At 55.9% G+C, this 17,896-nt stretch carries 14 protein-coding genes; 11 read left to right on the top strand and 3 right to left on the bottom strand.

Annotated elements, in window-relative coordinates; all coding sequences use genetic code 11:
• Positions 1 to 19: 19 nt before the first annotated feature.
• The 4 genes from argC to erpA all read left to right on the top strand — a co-directional run bounded on the left by argC (position 20) and on the right by erpA (position 2,722).
• On the top strand, positions 20 to 1,066 hold the full coding sequence (argC, locus tag ACP3PW_RS00070) for an N-acetyl-gamma-glutamyl-phosphate reductase (RefSeq protein WP_426415889.1): 1,047 nt from the start codon (positions 20 to 22) through the stop codon (positions 1,064 to 1,066).
• Between the two features lie 14 nt (positions 1,067 to 1,080).
• Positions 1,081 to 1,875, top strand: coding sequence for a DUF6776 family protein (locus ACP3PW_RS00065; RefSeq protein WP_426414613.1), 795 nt, complete (start codon positions 1,081 to 1,083; stop codon positions 1,873 to 1,875).
• A complete protein-coding gene (locus tag ACP3PW_RS00060; protein ID WP_426414612.1) occupies positions 1,844 to 2,275 on the top strand; it encodes a bactofilin family protein in 432 nt (143 codons plus the stop codon). Before ACP3PW_RS00065 ends, ACP3PW_RS00060 begins: the two co-directional genes overlap by 32 nt.
• 96 nt (positions 2,276 to 2,371) lie before the next feature.
• On the top strand, positions 2,372 to 2,722 hold the full coding sequence (gene erpA, locus ACP3PW_RS00055; RefSeq protein ID WP_426414611.1) for an iron-sulfur cluster insertion protein ErpA: 351 nt from the start codon (positions 2,372 to 2,374) through the stop codon (positions 2,720 to 2,722).
• 65 nt (positions 2,723 to 2,787) lie between these two features.
• Here the strand turns inward: erpA and ACP3PW_RS00050 are convergent, their stop codons facing one another.
• Entirely contained in the window at positions 2,788 to 3,888 is a 1,101-nt protein-coding gene (locus ACP3PW_RS00050) for an anhydro-N-acetylmuramic acid kinase (protein WP_426414610.1), read from the bottom strand.
• Positions 3,889 to 3,892: 4 nt separating this feature from the next.
• Positions 3,893 to 5,284 (bottom strand): OapA family protein, encoded by a 1,392-nt coding sequence (locus ACP3PW_RS00045; RefSeq protein ID WP_426414609.1) that lies wholly within the window; start codon positions 5,282 to 5,284, stop codon positions 3,893 to 3,895.
• A gap of 347 nt (positions 5,285 to 5,631) precedes the next feature.
• Here ACP3PW_RS00045 and tyrS point away from each other — a divergent pair, with 347 nt between their 5' ends.
• From tyrS to ACP3PW_RS00025, 4 genes are all read left to right on the top strand, one after another.
• Positions 5,632 to 6,939, top strand: a complete 1,308-nt coding sequence (gene tyrS / locus ACP3PW_RS00040) for a tyrosine--tRNA ligase (protein ID WP_426414608.1) — start codon at positions 5,632 to 5,634, stop codon at positions 6,937 to 6,939.
• A gap of 250 nt (positions 6,940 to 7,189) precedes the next feature.
• A complete protein-coding gene (locus ACP3PW_RS00035) occupies positions 7,190 to 8,179 on the top strand; it encodes an SDR family oxidoreductase (protein WP_426414607.1) in 990 nt (329 codons plus the stop codon).
• Entirely contained in the window at positions 8,180 to 9,952 is a 1,773-nt protein-coding gene (locus ACP3PW_RS00030; RefSeq protein ID WP_426414606.1) for a hypothetical protein, read from the top strand.
• Positions 9,953 to 10,090: 138 nt separating this feature from the next.
• Positions 10,091 to 11,278 carry an MFS transporter gene (locus ACP3PW_RS00025; RefSeq protein ID WP_426414605.1) on the top strand — a complete coding sequence of 396 codons (1,188 nt, stop codon included), beginning with the start codon at positions 10,091 to 10,093 and terminating at the stop codon, positions 11,276 to 11,278.
• Here ACP3PW_RS00025 and ACP3PW_RS00020 read toward each other — a convergent pair.
• Complete coding sequence (locus ACP3PW_RS00020; RefSeq protein ID WP_426414604.1) at positions 11,275 to 12,306, bottom strand: AraC family transcriptional regulator; 1,032 nt, start codon at positions 12,304 to 12,306, stop codon at positions 11,275 to 11,277. The two genes, ACP3PW_RS00025 and ACP3PW_RS00020, sit on opposite strands and share 4 nt — an antisense overlap.
• Positions 12,307 to 12,418: 112 nt before the next feature.
• On the opposite strand from ACP3PW_RS00020, the gene imuA reads away from it, so the two are divergent.
• Genes imuA through ACP3PW_RS00005 form a run of 3 tightly spaced genes read left to right on the top strand, consistent with a single transcriptional unit; the run spans position 12,419 to position 17,664 of the window.
• On the top strand, positions 12,419 to 13,120 hold the full coding sequence (gene imuA / locus ACP3PW_RS00015; RefSeq protein WP_426414603.1) for a translesion DNA synthesis-associated protein ImuA: 702 nt from the start codon (positions 12,419 to 12,421) through the stop codon (positions 13,118 to 13,120).
• A 48-nt stretch (positions 13,121 to 13,168) separates the two neighbouring features.
• Positions 13,169 to 14,563, top strand: a complete 1,395-nt coding sequence (locus tag ACP3PW_RS00010; RefSeq protein ID WP_426414602.1) for a Y-family DNA polymerase — start codon at positions 13,169 to 13,171, stop codon at positions 14,561 to 14,563.
• Positions 14,560 to 17,664, top strand: coding sequence for an error-prone DNA polymerase (locus ACP3PW_RS00005; RefSeq protein WP_426414601.1), 3,105 nt, complete (start codon positions 14,560 to 14,562; stop codon positions 17,662 to 17,664). Before ACP3PW_RS00010 ends, ACP3PW_RS00005 begins: the two co-directional genes overlap by 4 nt.
• The last annotated feature ends 232 nt before the right edge of the window (positions 17,665 to 17,896 follow it).

Here is a 17,896-nt window from a genome sequence, read left to right as displayed (position 1 = left end):
GGAGTTAGGTGGGGTGTCGATGATCAAGGTTGGTGTTGTTGGCGGTACCGGATATACCGGAGTGGAGTTGTTACGGCTGCTGGTTATGCACCCGCAGGTCGAGCTGGAAGTGGTGACCTCGCGCGCGGAGCAGGGCATGCCGGTGGCTTCCCTCTATCCTAACCTGCGAGGCCACACGGAGCTTTGTTTTGTTGAGCCCTCGTTTGATGCGCTGAGTCGGTGCGACCTGGTGTTTTTTGCGACGCCCAATGGTATCGCCATGAAGCAGGTACCCGAGCTACTGGCCGCGGGTGTAAAGGTTGTTGATCTTGCCGCCGACTTTCGCCTCAAGGATCCCGAGCTCTGGGCTCAGTGGTACGGGATGGAACACTCATGTCGCCATTTGCTCGGGGAGGCGGTCTACGGTTTACCTGAGGTTAACCGCCAGGAGATAGCAGGCGCGCGCCTGGTTGCCAATCCCGGCTGCTATCCAACGGCGGTGCAGCTTGGCTTTCTGCCGTTGCTGGAAGCTGGAGTGATCGATCCAATGAGCCTGGTCGCGGACACCAAATCCGGCGTCAGCGGTGCCGGTCGCCAGGCCAAGGTGGACGCGCTCCTGTGTGAAACCAGCGAAAGTTTCAAGGCCTACGGAGTGTCAGGGCATCGACATCTACCCGAAATTGAGCAGGGATTAACAGCAATCAACAAAATCGCCGGGCATAATTCGACGCCGGAGCTGACCTTTGTTCCCCACCTTACTCCGATGATTCGCGGTATTCATGCCACCCTTTATGCAGATCTCCATGGGGATGTAGCCGACTTGCAAAATTTGTTTGAACAGCGTTACCGGGATGAGCCGTTTGTTGATGTGATGCCCGCGGGCTCACTACCTGAAACACGAAGCGTCCGCGGGGCTAATCTATGTCGTATCGCACTGTATCGTCCCCAAGGGAGGAAGCGTGTCGTGGTGTTGTCTGTTATTGATAATCTGGTGAAAGGTGCGGCAGGGCAGGCGGTACAGAATATGAACATCATGTTTGGTTTGGATGAGCATACCGGGCTTGATATGGTTGCCTTGATGCCTTAGGGAGGAGGACGATAATGGCGCAGGTTACAGGAACCAAACAGGAACATCTTATTGTTGTTTCTGACCAGCCGGGCAAGCGGTTGCTGAAGAAGCTCGTTTATTGGCTGCTGTTTACCCTTTTCTCTGTGGGTAGCTTCCTTGTTGGAGAGTATCTGGGGATGGAATCTCAGCAGTCTGCACTGGTTGAGCGCGACCTGTTGCGTGCGGAGTTGGCACTAAAACGGGGAGAGATCGAGGCCTTGACGCAGGAGGTGACAGCGCTGCGGGTAGGGGCTGACGTCGACCGTCAATCTACCGATGCGGTGCGTTTGAATATCAAACAGCTGGAAGAGGAAAAATTCCAGTTGCAACAGGATTTGTCATTTTACAAAAATATTATGGCCCCGAAGTCGGCTGATAAGGGGTTGAGAGTGCAGAAGTATGAACTGCACCGAACCGATCAACCAGGCCGGTTTCGATTTAAGTTGATGTTGACGCAGGTATCTGATTCCAACCGCTTGTTGTCGGGGCTTGCGACGGTGTCGCTGGTCGGGCGCCAAGAGGGTATTGAAAAGTCCTTAGCGTTAAAAGACCTCTCGGAAGAGGTCAAAGATCAGAATATCAGGTTGGGTTTTCGCTATTTCCAGAATATTCCCGGGCCGGGAGAGCGTTACGCCGAGATGGTGATTCCGGAAGGCTTTGAACCCGATTATTTGTTGGTGGTTGCTCAATCTCGCGGGCCCAAGCCCAAGCGTGTTGAGCAAAAAATTCCATGGCAGTTTGAGGAGGCAGTAACCGATGCGTCGGAAAGTAAAACCCAAAGCGATTAATATCGAAAAATATGGGGATCGCACGACCCTGATTGCGAACGGTACCATCGTTACTGGTGATGTTCAGTTTGAGGGCGCGTTGCAGGTTGAAGGGCGTGTGATCGGTAATGTTACAGCCACCGAGGGCTTGGTGCGGATTGCCGATAATGGCTACGTCGAGGGTGAGATCAGGTCGCCGCACATTATTATTAATGGCAAGGTGACAGGCGACGTACACTCTACCGAGCATTTGGAGTTGGCCGCCCAGGCTGAGGTGAACGGAAACGTTTACTATAAGCTGATTGAAATGGTGATGGGCGCACAGGTGAACGGTAGTCTGGAGTATTCACCAGAGCCTCAGGTAAAGGCTTTGCCGGATCCCGCCGTCCATGAGGAGGAGCCCTTTAGCGAAGGGGTTTAGGTTGCCGCTTGAGTAATATCTCTCGAGCAATAGTTGACTAATATTGTTGGTTAATTGGATAATGTCACAGATGCAGTTCCAGTCGGTGAAAAATAGATGACAGCACAGACGTTCATTCCCTCTCCTCTCAACTTGACTCCGAAGGCGGTGGAGAAAGCGATCTCCCTTATTGAGGAGGAGGGCAATCGCGAGCTAAAGTTGCGGGTCTTTGTTACCGGCGGTGGGTGCTCGGGCTTCCAGTATGGATTTTCCTTTGATGATGAGATGTCAGAGGACGATACCGTGATAGAAAATGACGGAGTGACCCTGTTGGTTGACGCGCTGAGCTATCAGTATGTCGTGGGAGCAACGGTGGATTATCTTGAAGGGCTCGAAGGCTCTCGCTTTGTGGTCAACAACCCTAACGCCAGCACCACCTGTGGCTGCGGCTCCTCCTTTTCGATCTGACCCGAAACTCGTGCTGAAATAGTAGAGTGTCCCGTTCGTAGGCGCCCCCTCAATCTGCAGGACCTTTATGGGGGGTAGAGCGCCCCAAGAACACGCGGGCCGCGGGCGCGCGTGACTGCCGGCAGGTTGCCGGACTGGCCGTCCAGGTGTTGGCGGGCTAGCCAGGCGAAGGTGGCGCCCTCGACCCAGCGGGGATCGATCCCCAGTGCAGTTGTGGTGTCGACCAGCCGCTGCGGCATTATGGCCTGAATTCTTCCCAGCAGGGCGCCGTTATAGGCCCCGCCTCCGCACAGGTAGCAGTCCGCTTCTGGCAACCCCCAGCGACTAATCCCATCGCAGATGCTGCGGGCGCTTAGCTCCAGTAGAGTTGTTTGCACATCTTGTGGGGCGAGGCTCGGGTGTTGGGCAAGGTGCTGCTCTAACCAAAGCCTGTTGAAATACTCTCGACCGGTACTTTTCGGTGGCTGGCGTTGGAAATAATCATCGCCCAACAGCCTGTCCAGCAGTGGTTGATTGACCTTGCCGCCTGCTGCCCAGCAGCCGTTATGGTCGTACGCCGTTCCCTGATGCTGCTCGCACCAGCTATCCATCAGCAGGTTGCCGGGGCCGGTATCAAACCCCGTAACCGTCCCCCCTGGCGGAAGGCAGCTGATATTGGCCATGCCGCCAATATTGATAATGATGCGATTCTTGCGGCTTGCGAACACCTGTTGGTGAAAGGCGGGTACCAGGGGAGCGCCTTCCCCTCCTGCGGCCAGGTCGCGGCTGCGGAAATCGGCGACGACTGCGATGCCTGTGAGTTCAGCCAGTAGACTGGGGTTGCCTATCTGAAGGCTGTAGCCCAGATGCGGCAAGTGGCGAATCGTCTGGCCGTGACAGCCTATGGCTGCGACGGCGGAGGCCGCTAGTTTGGCGTTGGCGAGTAGTGTGTTAGTCGCAGCGGCATAGAGATGGGTCAGCTTCGCTTCGATGCGGGCGACGCGTTCTATTTCATTGTCGCCGGGTTGGCATAGGGCTAGCAACTGGTTGCGTAAGTCTGGGGGGAAGTCCAGGCTGGTGGCCGCGACTAGCTGTGGGGTACCCCGAGAGAAATCGACCAGCACTGCATCGACGCCGTCGAGGCTAGTGCCCGACATCAAGCCGATGGTGAGCACCTGGGTTGTCATGGGTTCAATCGTTCAGTGCGAGAATGGCAGTGGGCTGCTCGAGTTGGCTGATCAGCAGCTGGGTCTGGCTCTCGAACTCGATGCGCTCCTTTTTGGCGATGGGTTTGGCGCTGGGAAGTTTCACGGTCATGGGGTTAACGTGAACCCCGTTTTCACGGAACTCGTAGTGCAAGTGTGGACCGGTTGCCAGGCCCGTGGAGCCCACATAGCCGATAATTTGCCCCTGTTTGACGTATTTACCGCTGCGAACGTTGCGACCATATTTGCTTAGGTGGGCATAGAGCGTGCTGTAGCGTTGACCATGCTGGATGATCACTGCCTTGCCGAAGCCGCCTTTTCTGGCGGCGTGGATAACCTTACCATCACCGGCGGCGCGTATTGGGGTTCCGGTCGATGCCGCATAGTCGACGCCTCTGTGGGCGCGAATCTTGTTGAGTACAGGGTGCTTGCGCTTGAGGTTGAAGCGTGAGCTGATGCGGGCAAAATCCACAGGAGAGCGCAGGAACGCCTTACGCATGCTGCGGCCATCGGGTGAATAGTAATCGGTGTGTCCCTTGCTGTCGGTATAACGTACCGCGGTGTATACGCGTCCCTGATTGATGAACTGGGCCGCTACGATGCCTCCGTCGGAGATCTTTTCACCTTCGAGGTAATTCTCCTCGTAGATAACGCGGAAGCTATCGCCCTTGCGGATGTCGAGAGCGAAGTCGATATCCCAGCCAAAGATATTGGCGAGCTTCATTGTCAGGGTTTCACTCATGCCCGCTTCCTGGGCAGCTAGAAACAGCGAATGGTTGATCTCTGCTTCGGCGAAGGTTTGGCGAGCATGGGGGGTATAGATAATCTCTTCCGCGGAGAACCCGTTGTCGGTGCGGGTAAACAGCACAGACTCAAGCCGGTTGCGCACGTAGCGAATTTTGTCGAGTTCACCGCTCGAGTCCCTAAGGAACTCTATCTGTTGGCCCGGGCTTACCCGGTTCAGTAGCTTGCCTTCGTCACTACTGGTGACCAGGGCGTGCAGCAGTGACGGGCTGAGTCCCTGCTGGCGAAAAATGGTGGAGAGGGTGCTGCCCGATTTAATCTTGACGCTGTTCCAGTGCTGCTGTGGCTCGCGAGGCTTGTCAATGGTGGCTGCTGCAGGCGCAAGTGGTTGAGGCGTTGCCTGGGGCTGGCGCATCGCCAGTGGCGGAATCGTCGCGGGTGCGGTATCGATATTGTCGGCGCCAGGGGCAAAATCCAGTGTTAGGGGGATCGCTTCCCGTTCGGCTTTAACTTCGCTGGAGGGGAGGAGGAACAGGGCGGTACTAACCACCGTTGCCAGCACAGAGGCAAGCAGCAGGTGCTTTCTTGGAAATGAGGGGTCGGTACGACTCATTTTAGAATCAATGTGATCCATGAATAACTTCCAGTACTTTCTCGAATAATCTGGCAAGTGACTAAAGTATAACCAAAAAAACGAACATTCAAGGGGGAGGGCTGACTTTCTTTTGAAATTAGGCAGTGGATCAACTTTCAAACTGGGTAGGTCAGAGCCAAACGCGATAAGAGGATAACATTCTAAGTGCTGGCCTGTTAACTGCAATCGTTCTAAAAGGAGAGTTTCCCGGCTGCTGCGGGGACGGCGGTGGGCTGTAATTTCATGCGGGTTTCTGTAATATCAGCGCTCCCGATAGGCCTCGTTTGATTGGCGTGGTAAGGGGGAGCGTTTGTTGTTTGTAACTTATTGATTAAATGGGGTTTTTGATGTCGAAAGGGCAAAACGCACTACTCACTGATCTGCAGGCAAGGGGTCTGGTCGCGCAGATGACGGCAGAAGAGGAGCTGTCTGCTCATCTTGATAGCGGTACCTGCACCCTCTATTGTGGTTTTGACCCCACCGCCGACAGCTTGCATATCGGCAGTTTAGTGCCCTTGTTGGCGCTCAAGCGCTTTCAGCTCGCCGGCCATAAGCCGTTGGCTTTGGTGGGTGGTGCGACCGGCTTGATTGGTGACCCCAGCTTTAAAGCGCAGGAACGCTCGCTCAATACCCGCGATGTAGTCGAGAGCTGGGTAGAGAAGATCCGCTCCCAGGTCAGCCAGTTTATCGACTTCGATTGTGGAAACAGCGCAGCCGAGGTGGTGAACAACCTCGACTGGATCGGCGGCATGGACGTGTTGACCTTTTTGCGCGATGTCGGCAAGTACTTCTCCGTTAATAGCATGATTAAAAAGGAGTCGGTGCGCCAGCGCATTGATCGGGATGAGTCCGGCATCTCCTACACAGAATTTACCTATATGCTGCTGCAAAGCTACGACTTTGCTGAACTCAACCGTCGCCATGGTTGCACCCTTCAGATTGGTGGCAGCGATCAGTGGGGCAATATTACCGGCGGGACCGAGCTCACTCGGCGTATGAATGGTGAGCAGGCATTTGGCCTGACCCTGCCTCTGGTGACCAAGTCCGACGGAACCAAGTTTGGCAAAACTGAAAGCGGTACCATCTGGCTGGACTCGCGCAAGACCTCCCAGTACGCCTTTTATCAGTTCTGGATCAATACCGCAGATGCCGATGTCTACAAGTTCCTGCGCTACTTTACGTTTCTCGATATCGCCGAGATCGAGGCGATAGAGCAGCGTGATGCCGAAACTCAAGGGGCTAAGTCTGCGCAGAAGATTCTGGCGACTGAGGTGACCCGTCTGGTGCACGGCGAGGAGGGGCTGCAAGCCGCGCTGCGTATTACCGAGGCGCTGTTTAGCGGTGGTATGGATGGCCTTTCCGAGCAGGACCTGCAGCAGTTGGCGCTCGATGGCCTGCCATGCGACACCCTGGATCCGCAAACTTTCGATGGTAAGCCTCTGACCCAGCTATTGGCCGATGTAGGGATGGCTCCTTCGGGCAAGCAGGTAAAGGACGCTCTCGGTCGTAATGCGGTGCTGATCAATGGCAAGGCGTGCTCAATGGAGCACAATATGCAGCTTTCCCAGCTGTTTGCCGCCGATCAGGCCCTCTGCGGCCACTACTTTATTGTCAAGTTGGGCAAGAAAAAGTATCACCTGCTCCAACTCCCCTAGGGGCGGTAGAACGCGGTGTGTGCTGTCCCGTTCGGGTTGGTTCCGCCGCGGTAATCTTTCCTCGTTTATTCTTTCCCATCACTGTTTTTTTACCTGCCCTTCCTGCCCAGTGGCGCCTGTTCAGTTTTATCTATGGGGTCAGGCTGACCGTTATGGTCACTGAGTTGGCCTGCAGGGTCACTGCGCCTGGTCACTTCGCAAGCTAACCTGTTACTACAGCATCAATAATAAGAGAACTGTGGACAGAGTGATGGCAGACCAGAAGTCGCAGCAAGCGCGCAGGGTATTGATTACCGGCGCTACAGGTTTTATCGGTACCCAATTGGTTCAGCAGATTGTCGAACAGCATCCGCAGTGGCATCTGGTAGCGACGGATGTTCGCCCCTCGGCCGAGGTGGAGGAGTTGGCGAATAGGTTTTCACTGCACGATGTTCGCGATCAGGAGGCGTTGGTTTCCCTGCTGCGAGAGGAGCAGGTTGATACATTGGTGCATCTGGCCTCTATTGTGGTTCCCCCTCCGGGGATGAGCCGTGAAACCCTGTATGAAATTGACGTTGTAGGTACCCGAAAGGTACTGGATGCTGCGCAGCAAGCCGGGGTCGAGCAGTTTGTGGTGACAACGAGTGGCGCGGCTTACGGCTACCATGCCGACAACCCCGAATGGTTAAGCGAGAGTGACCCGCTGCGAGGAAATGAGAGTTTTGCGTATTCTGCGCATAAACGCATGGTTGAGGAGATGCTGGCCGATTATCGTCAGCAGCATCCGAGCTTAAAGCAGCTCGTATTGCGACCTGGCACCGTACTGGGGGCAACCGCCAACAACCAGATCACCAACCTGTTTGAGCAAAAGCGAATCATTGGTGTGGCCGGGTGCCGCAGTCCATTTGTTTTTATTTGGGACCAGGATTTGGTGAAAATTATTGTGCAGGGGATCCAGCAGCGTAGCGCAGGTATCTATAATGTGGCGGGCGATGGCGCGCTGTCGATGGCGCAACTGGCGATCAGGTTGGGTAAGCCCTATTTGCCGCTGCCGTCGTGGTTGATTCGCGGTGCGCTCTCGGTGCTTAAACCCCTTGGTCTCAACCAGTATGGGCCGGAGCAGGTCAAATTTATCAGTTATCGGCCCGTGCTCGATAACCAGCGCCTTAAAGCGGAGTTTGGTTACACCCCCCGGTACACGAGTGAGCAGGCTTTTGATGCCTATCTTGAATGTCGAGAAAAGCGGCAGGAGGTTTCCTGAATGAGATATGTAGTACTTTGTCTGTTGGCGACGTTTGCGGTTACCGCTCAGGCGGTTAGTTTTAAGGTGCATGATGCCCAGGGACAACCGCTATCAACGGTGATGGTGAGCGCCTACCCCAGCGAAACCTTCGCGCTGGATAAATCGGATAACGGCTATGCCCCCCATGGGATAGTTAACCGAGGTATGTTTGAGTTTACCCGTTTTACCAGTGACGATGGCTCCCTGACATGGGCAGATCTACCCTATACCCAGCCGGTTAGGTACCGCTTGCGCAAACAGGGCTACCGTGACCTGGTCGTTGCTGCCAGCACTGAACAGAGCTTTACCCTGATGATGGAACCAGAAACGGATCCCGTTAAATTGGCCGCCAGTCGAGCGGCTAATACCTGGCTGGCGGCACTCGATCTGGAGGGGGATGAAGAGCTGAAAAAACACTTTGTGTTGCAGTGTGGTTTTTGTCATCAGCAAGGCACTAAATATATACGCTGGCAGAGAAGTGCTGATGAGTGGACTGACACCTTTGAACGCATGATCGGTTACGGTTCTCGCCTGCACGATGACGCGCAGGATCGATTACCCAAGCTGCTGGAGGAGGGGTATCGCAAGTTGCGTGACAATCCCGGGTTGATCCCTGCTGAGAAGCCCTGGCAAGTTGAGCTGGCGGATGCACGGATAAGCGAGCTTCCAATAGGGGATAGTTTTTCACAAATGCATGATCTGTTGGCGGCGTCCAACGGGTTGGTTTATGTGGGCGATAATATTCAGGATCGGCTCTATGAAATTGACCCGGTTAGCGGTGAATATCGCGTGTATCGGCTGCCGAAAATGGATTATGAATTGGGTGGGATTCTTGCGGGAAAGCTCAAACAGTTCCCCAAGCATGAAAGCTATATGGGTATTCATTCGTTCGCCGAATCTCCCAAAGATGGCCATATCTTCATTACCCCGTCGGTGCAGCAGGCGCTGCTGGAATTTGATCCGGTGAGTAAGGAGTTTACTGTCCACGAGATGGAGGAGGGGTACTACCCCCATACCGTGCGGGTAGATCAACAGGATCGGGTCTGGTTTACCTTGGCTATATCCAATCAAGTGGCGATGTTCGATCGTCAGCGTGGCGAGTTTACCTATTATGATCTGCCAACCCGCAGTCTCAAGGAAAGCCTGACGGTCAGTGGCAGCAGCCTGATTTTGCAGCTCGCGCGCTGGGGGGTACCGCTGCATACACTCCCGATCGATAAGGAATCGATGGGCTTGCCGTTACCCTATGGTATTGATATTGCGCCTGATGGTACGGTCTGGTTCGCACGCTTGCATACCGACGCCATCGGTAAGATCGATCCGGATAGCGGAGAGGTGACCATGATATCGACACCGTTCAAAGGGCCGCGCAGGCTACGGGCGGATTCTCGTGGGCACCTTTGGATCGCCGCGTTTCCCGAGGGGCAGATTGTGGAGTTTGATCCGCAGACATCGGTCTTCACCCGATACGATATGCCGACCGAGCCTCTGGGGAGTGATACCCCCTATTCGTTGAATGTTGACCGTGAGCGGGACCTGGTATGGGTAAACGGTAACGCCTCCGATACGTTGCTGAGCTTTGACATCAAGAAGAGGGCGTGGCGTGTGTACCCAATGCCGCGCAGGGTCACCTTTACCCGGGATGTCGAGATCGCGGCCGACGGCTCGGTATTTACGACCAACTCCAACTTTCCCAGCTGGCATATCGAAGATGGTCAGCCGACCCTGATTCATCTCACCCCGGGCAGCTAACTTTCGGCAGGACCTGGAGTTCCCCCTTGTGGTCTCAGCAGCCAATAGGATAGCGGCCGCACACGCAGGGGGGCGTGACTTTTTTGGGGCTGCCTAAATTTTTCGGGTGCAGTGACCCTCTGTTCTCAAGGTGTGTTCATGCTTATTGTGCCACGATTTCTTCTCTCCTGCTTTCTGGCCTTTATCGGTGGCCATGTAATGAACTACAGCGTGATCTTCTACGCCCAGGAGGTACTGCAGTCCGACCTGTTAGCGGGGGTGGGTTTCTTTTTGAGTTTTGGCGGAGCACCACTGCTGTTGGGGTGGTACGCAGGAGCTCTCTGTGATCGCACGTCGCCCTCTGTTTTGATTGCCCTGTCCCAGGTGCTCTTCGTTATCGGGGCCGCGCTTATGTTGTTATTGCAGATGGTAGCGTTTCCGCGGACGATTGTTATCGCTATTTTCTTGCTGGCGTCCACGTTATCCGGGGTTGCATGGTGCTTTATTGCACCGGCTCGGCTGGCGTTGTTGGGGCGGTTAGTGCCACGCAGTCGTCTGCACGGGGTATCGGTACTGTTTAACGTGCTGGTTATGCTGGGTTTTGGTATGGCTCCGATCCTGATTGCGTTGCTGCATGGAGCCTTCGGTTGGTATGGACCCCTGGGGTTGGTTCTGTTGCTGTTTTTTCTGGCTACCCTGTTGCTGTCAGGCGTGCGGGTAGGTGTTCCGGAGATACCTGAAGCCTCGGTGTGGAACGATGTGCGGGGCGGGTTTCGCTATATCCTCCGCAATCCACTGATGTTGCAGTTGCTGCTATTAACTTTGATCGTTTACTCGGTGATGGGGCCTGTACAGGTGATCATCCCTCGCTTTGCAATAGAGGTGCTAGGGTTAACCCCCATGCAGCGAGGCGGCTTGCTGGCGGTTATGGCGTTAGCGCTGTTTATTGGAGGTGTGGTGTGCATGCTCTTTGGTCGACGATTTGCCCAAGGTAAGGCGGTGATTGGGACTTTGCTGGTCTCAACCTTATTGATGCTTGCCCTGAGCCGCAGTGAAAACCTGTGGCAGGCGTCATTTTGGCTGTTGTTGGCGGGGCTGTTTGCAGGAGTGTCGGTCAGCTTGATCGTAGCGGCCCTGCAGCTGAATGCCGAAGACCGCTATCGAGGGCGTGTTATGAGTATGTACACAATCAGTACCCAGGTGCTGCCTGCCAGCTCGGGGTTGCTGTGTGGTGTCGTGCTGGAGTTTATGGCGCCTGCGCAGGGGCTCTCGTTGGCGGCACTCACCCTGTTGTTATTGGGAGTTGCTGCCTGGTGGCGTATGGGGGTTTTGCGCCGTTATAGCTAGTGATTTACCGCACTTGCTCGTAGGGCGCTTCGATACTGGCCTGGGGTTTTCCCTGTCCATTTCTTGAAGGCTCGATAGAAGGTGCTGGGCTCTGTAAATCCGAGCATAAAGGCGATCTCGCCACTACTGATGTCGGCGCGACCAAGGTACTCGAGGGCGAGTTGGTGGCGAGTGTTGCTGAGTAACTTCTGGTAGCTGGTCTGCTCTTCGTCGAGCTTTCGTTGCAGGGTACGAGCGCTCATATTAAGGGCTTGAGCTATGCGCTGCTTGTCCGGTTCTTGCCCCATCAGTTGTTGGCTAATCAGGGTAACGACCTGGCGGCTGAGGGAGCTGCTCTGCAGTTGCGCAATCAATTTGTCGGCTTGCTTGCGTAACAGGGTGCAGAGGGTACTGTTGGCTTGCCGGATCGGTTTGTGGCGCATCGCAGGTGATAGTAGCAGGGCATTTTTCTCAGCGTCAAAACGAACCGGGTAGCCGAGTTCCGATGCGTACTGTGCTGCGCAGACAGGTGGAGGGTTGCGAAAACAGATAGCCTCGACTGCAAAGCCATCAACCAACCACTGCCCCATTTTGACCCAGCTGCTCAAAACGGCGGCGACCCGATGGTGGGTGCATTCGTGGTCAGGGTTGACCGGGTCGTAATGAATGATCCAGCGGTTTGGGTCGCTATTAGCCTGCTCAACGATACCGCCTTCGCCAACCAGGTTTTGATAGTGCTGCACGTGGCCAAAGGCTTCACCCAGGGTGGCGCTGTTCATTGCAATGTATCCCAGCACATTAAAGCTTCCGGGTTCGGTACGCAGCCCCATAAAGAGTCCAACCGGAGTGTCGGGGCATTGCTGAATGATCTGCATCCACAAATTTTCCTGCAGCAGAAAAGGGATGCGGTCGTCGGGGTTGTCGAGTTGGCTGGTGCCGATGCCTGCTGCCTGCTGTAACTGCTCGCGGTCGAGTCCGAGTTCGACCGCGGTATCCAGTAGTGTATTGGTCAGGCTAACGCTGACCTCTGCTTCGGGGTTTGGCTTCATAGGAATGATGCTAGCAAATCGATCGCCCGCTGTGCCAGCACCATGGGAAAGGGTTGCATTTACTGTACGGATGACCAATACTGTTTATTCGTACAGTATATGGAGGTGCCCCATGCAATTTAACAATAAATCCGGGCTGGAAGTTTGGCGAGCCAGTGAGTGGCAGCAATTTATTCCTGATGCGGTATCCAGTGGTCATGGGGTGCTGGATGACGAGCTGCCGGGCGGGGGCTGGCCGCAGGGGGCGGTGACTGATCTGTTGTATGAGCGGGATGGTATCGGTGAATTGCGCATACTATTGCCGGCGCTGGCGCGCCTGAGTCGGCAACAGGAGCGCTGGGTGCTGTGGGTCGCTCCACCGGCTATTCCTTACGCGCCGGCCTTGCAGGCGGCGGGTGTTGACCTTTCACGGGTATTGGTAGTGCGGGCCGACTCGCTCAAGGATCGACTTTGGGCGATAGAGCAAGCACTGGCAGGCGGCGAATGCAGTGCGGTATTGGGCTGGCCGGGTGATATTGCAGCGGGTGAGTTGCGCCGCCTGCAGTTAGCTGCCCGCAAGGGCAACAGTCTCTGTTTTTTATTGCGAGATAGTATCTATGCGCAGCAGTCGGCTGTAGCGGCCCTGCGAGTAAAGTTAAGTGCAGACCTGCAAGGGGTGGGCGTAGAGATCCTTAAGCGACGCGGCGGCTGGCCGGTATCGCGCTTTGTCGTCGGCCTGGATTCACCTGCGCCGGAGAGTGGACTGCCCGCTGAAACCGCCGCCGAGGTTATTCGGGGCCCTTGGGCCGAAACCAGCCCGGTTCGGGTTCAGTAGTGTTTACCTGAATCTGGATTGTGGTGGGGGAGGGTATAGGTAGGTCGTGTGGGTTGGTTGTACCTTCATTTTTATCGGCTCGAGCTGGATCTGGCGCGTGCCGAATTTTCGCCAGACGCACCCCTGGCCCTGATCAATAGCGCGGGCGGACAACTGCTTAGCGTGAATGAGGCGGCGAGTGCGCAGGGTGTGCGTTGTGGAATGAGCGTTGCGGATGCCATGTTACTCGCTCCCCGGTTGCGGTTGTGTGATAGCGTTCCGCTCCGTGCTCACCGGGCTTTAGAGGCGATTGCAGCATCGCTACTGCAGCGGGTTGCAGATATAGCATTGGATCCTCCATCCGGATTGTCTCTCGATGTGGGAGGGATGTTGCGCCTTTATGGGGATATCGACGCGCTTTGGAGTGCCTTGAAGCCGCTGCTGGTACCCTATTCTTTTCAATACTCTGGGGGGTGTTCTCCGCTACAGGCCAGGCTGCTGGCTCGTGCGGGCAGGGGAGGCTGCTATCTGGACAAGTCACGCCTTTGCGATCAACTGGATGCCCTGCCCGTTGATCAGGCGGATCTGCCTGGTAAAAGTGCTCAAACGCTACAGCGGGTAGGTGTGCGATCACTTGGGCAGTTGCGGCGGCTGCCCCGTGGGGCGGTAGGGAGGCGTTTTGGGCGTCCGCTGTTGCAGTATCTGGAGCGGCTGCAGGGGAGGGTCCCCGAATCCTGGCCCCGCTTTGTCCTTCCGGACCGGTTTGACCGCAGTATTGAATTCTATTCCGAGGTTGAGTTTTCCAGCGGTTTGCTGTTTCCGATCCAGCGGTTGGTGGGGGAGTTAGCCAGCTACCTGCACGAGCGGCAGCGTCAAACCGATCTGTTGTGCTTTGAGTTGCTTCACCGCCAGCAGGTGTGTTGCCACCTCCATGTGCACTGCGCGCAACCGGATGACCGTGAGGCTTTGTTGATGCGTTTGAGCCGCATGAAGCTCGAATCAATTCAATTGAGAGCCCCGGTAATGGGGGTGCGGCTCAGGGTTGATCACTTACACGCCAGGGGTGCTAATCAGGGAGAGCTATTTTCCGCCACAGCTGGTGGTGCACAGGAAGCTGCGCAGTTGGTCAGCCTGTTACGTGCCCGGCTGGGAGATGGAGCTGTGCACGGTATCGCTTGTCGTGAAGATTACCGTCCGGAGCGGGCTTGGGAGAGCGTGCAACCTGGAAGGGGGGGTGCCAGTCAGTGCTTTTCGCCTCGTCCAGCCTGGTTGTTGGTCCGGTCACGGTCTGTCGATGTGCGAGAGTATCAGGTTTTTGCGGGGGCCGAGCGCATCGTCAGCGGGTGGTGGGACGGAGAGATGGTTCGCAGGGACTATTATATTGCCCGGGGAGTTGGAGGGCAGCTCTGTTGGCTGTATTGCGATGCGGGAAAACAGTGGTATCTGCAGGGTTATTTTGCGTGAGTCTGGCCAAGGATAAGCCGTTGCGGCGAGGCTATGCCGAGTTGCATGTGCGCTCTAATTACAGCTTTCTTACGGCGGCGTCGCATCCCCATGAGCTCGTACAGCGAGCGGCCCAGTTAGGGTACCGGGCATTGGCCCTTACGGATGAGTGCTCGGTGGCGGGGGTTGTGCAGGCGCATTTGGCAGCGAAGCAAGAGACGATTCAGCTGATCGTAGGTAGCGAGTTTCGTTCCGTAGAGGGGTTGGTATTTGTGCTGTTGGCGCGTGACCGAACCGGCTACGCGCAACTCTGCCGGCTGATTACCTGTGCGCGAAGGCGTAGCCCCAAAGGGGAATATACTCTTTATCGTGAAGATCTTTTGGGGGCGCTGGATCGCTGTCTACTGCTATGGATACCCGAAGAGCGTAATCAATGGGGGGCACAAATAAAATGGTTACGTGAACACCTTTCGATCCCCTGGTGGGTGGGTGTGGAGCGGTTGTTGATGAGCGGGGACCGGCAGCGTTACCGCGACCTGCTCGAATGGATTGAGCGCGAAAACTTGCCCGCGTTGTGCACTAACCGGGTGCTGATGCACGAACCAGGGCGCTTGCCGTTGTTGGAGTTGGTCTGGGCGATCCGGCATCAGCGCACGCTGGTTGCCCAGGGGTATGGCGGGGCGCCGAATGCTGAACAGCACCTGCGATCCCTGACCAAGTTAAACTCCCTGTACCGGCAGGACCTGTTGAGGGAAACGCTGCGGGTTGCCGAGCAGTGCAGGTTTTCGCTGGATGAGTTGCATTACCGGTATCCAGCCGATCTTTTGCCGAAGGGGTTTTCGGTTCAGGGCTGGCTGCGAGCGCTGGTGCGTGAAGGAGAGGTGCGCCGTTTCATTACGGGTACACCGAAGAATATTCAGCGGCAGATAGAAGCGGAGCTGGCCTTAATTGAGGAGCTTGAATACGGGCACTACTTCTTAACGATCCATGACATTGTGCGTTATGCGCGAGAGCAAGGCATTTTGTGCCAGGGACGGGGGTCGGCCGCTAATTCGGTGGTGTGTTATTGCCTGGGGATTACTGACGTTGATCCGCGACGGGTGAATATGTTGTTGGAGCGCTTTATCTCTCGAGAGCGTAATGAGCCTCCGGATATTGATGTCGATTTTGAGCATGAACGTCGCGAGGAGGTGATTCAATATATCTACCGGCGTTATGGTCGTGAACGGGCCGCACTGGCCGCTGCGGTGGTTCGTTACCGCGCCCGCAGTGCGGTCCGGGATACGGCTAGCGCGTTGGGTTTTAGTCGCAGGGAGATCGATACGTTGTTGGCTCGTATGGATTGGCGCGATGCCGATTATCCGTGGCAGCAGCAGCTAGCGGAACAGTTACCGGCCGGGAGCGGCATTAAATCGACCTTGTTGCCTCGACTGTGTGCCGAACTGGTGGGGTTTCCACGCCACCTGTCCCAGCATGTGGGAGGCTTTGTCATCGCCTCCGGTGAGCTTTCGGAGTTGGTACCGCAGGAGAATGCTGCAATGCCGGGGAGGACGGTTATTCAGTGGGATAAAGATGACCTGGAGGCGTTGGGGCTGATGAAAGTCGATGTGCTGGCGCTGGGTATGCTGAGCGCAATTCGTAAAGCCTTGGTGGATGTGTCACGGCTGCGGGGGAGGCCGGTTACTATGGCCGACATTCCTGCCGAAGACCCGAAGGTGTATGCAATGCTGCAGCGGGCGGACACCGTTGGCGTGTTTCAGGTGGAGTCCAGGGCTCAAGGCAGCATGTTGCCGCGCTTGAAACCCGCCTGTTACTACGACCTGGTTATCCAGGTTGCGATCGTGCGGCCGGGACCCATACAGGGCGATATGGTGCACCCCTACCTGCGACGACGGAACGGCATCGAGGCGATTGAATATCCCAGTGAAGCCGTACGCGGTGTTTTGGAGCGCACCCTTGGCGTCCCTATTTTTCAGGAGCAGGTGATTCAGCTGGCGATGGTGGCGGCCGGGTTCACAGGGGGGGAGGCGGATCAGCTACGTCGAGCGATGGCTCGGTGGAAACGGGGTGGGGAGCTACAGCCTTTTCGCACTCGCTTACTAGAGGGGATGTTGCAGCGAGGCTATTGTTCCGGCTTTGCCGAGCGCATTTACCGACAGATCTGCGGTTTTGGTGAGTACGGTTTTCCTGAGTCTCATGCTGCCAGTTTTGCATTGCTTGTCTACGTGTCCGCGTGGTTAAAGTGTCATGAACCTGCGGCTTTCGCCTGTGCCCTGCTTAATAGCCAGCCTATGGGGTTCTATTCAGCCTCGCAAATTGTGCAGGATCTCAGGCGGCATGGGGTAACTGTGTTGCCGCCGGATATCAATGCCAGTCAGTGGGGGCACACATTGGATACAGAGGATCGAGAGGTAGGCAAACAACCCGCGCTGCGTCTTGGTCTGTGTCTTATCAAGGGGCTGAAGCGGAGGGAGGTAGAGAGTTTCGTCGAGCGCCGTCCCGGGGAGGGGTTTTGTTCCTTGGCCGCGCTGCGCACGGTGGCCCTGCTGGGTGAGGATACGCTGGGTCTTTTGGCTAGCGGTGGTGCACTAGCGTCATTAGGAGGGCTACGCTATCAGGTGCGCTGGGAGTTGTTGGGGCAGTGTCCTGATGACGGATTGGGGCTTAAGGTGAGGGAGCCAGCCTACCCTATGCCCTGTGCCGATGAAGGGGACGAGCTGGTGGAGGATTATCAGGCGCTTGGGTTGAGCCTTGGGCCTCACCCCTTGGCGCTGTTGCGCGGTAGTCAAGCGCTTAAAAGTTGTATCTCCACGGCAGTATTGCCGGAGCAGCGTCATGGGCAGCTGGTTGAGGTGGCGGGGTTGGTGGTCGGTCGGCAACGCCCGGGTACCGCAGCGGGTGTTACCTTCGTGACGCTGGAAGATGAGGCGGGTAATTGTAATGTGGTGGTATGGCGCGCTACGGCTCAGCACCAGCGTAGCGCGCTGCTTAACTCCCGACTGCTAAAAGTTAAGGGAGTGATAGAGCGTGAAGGCGGTGTGATTCATCTGATTGCGGGCAGGCTGGATGATATGAGTTATCTGTTGGGTGAGTTACAGCCGCTGTCGAGGGATTACCATTAGTGTTGACGGCTAACGTAGGTAGATATACCTATTCTTCAAAATAGTCTCGAAAAGGCGCTTGACGATGGTGTCGATCGCTATATAATGCGCCTCCTTCTCGACGACAAGGCACCGCTCAGGCGGGGGATATCTGGAGTTGAGAAGAACTTTTAAGGGTGTGTTGACAGCGATATTGAACGCTGTAGAATGCGCGCCTCGTTGCTCGGGAAGCTTTGTTGAAAAGCGTTTTCAG

Source organism: Aestuariirhabdus sp. LZHN29, from assembly GCF_049985285.1.
GTDB lineage: Bacteria > Pseudomonadota > Gammaproteobacteria > Pseudomonadales > Aestuariirhabdaceae > Aestuariirhabdus.
The sequence above is the reverse complement of the archived record's forward strand: the minus strand, read 5'-3'. Positions and strand labels throughout refer to the sequence as shown.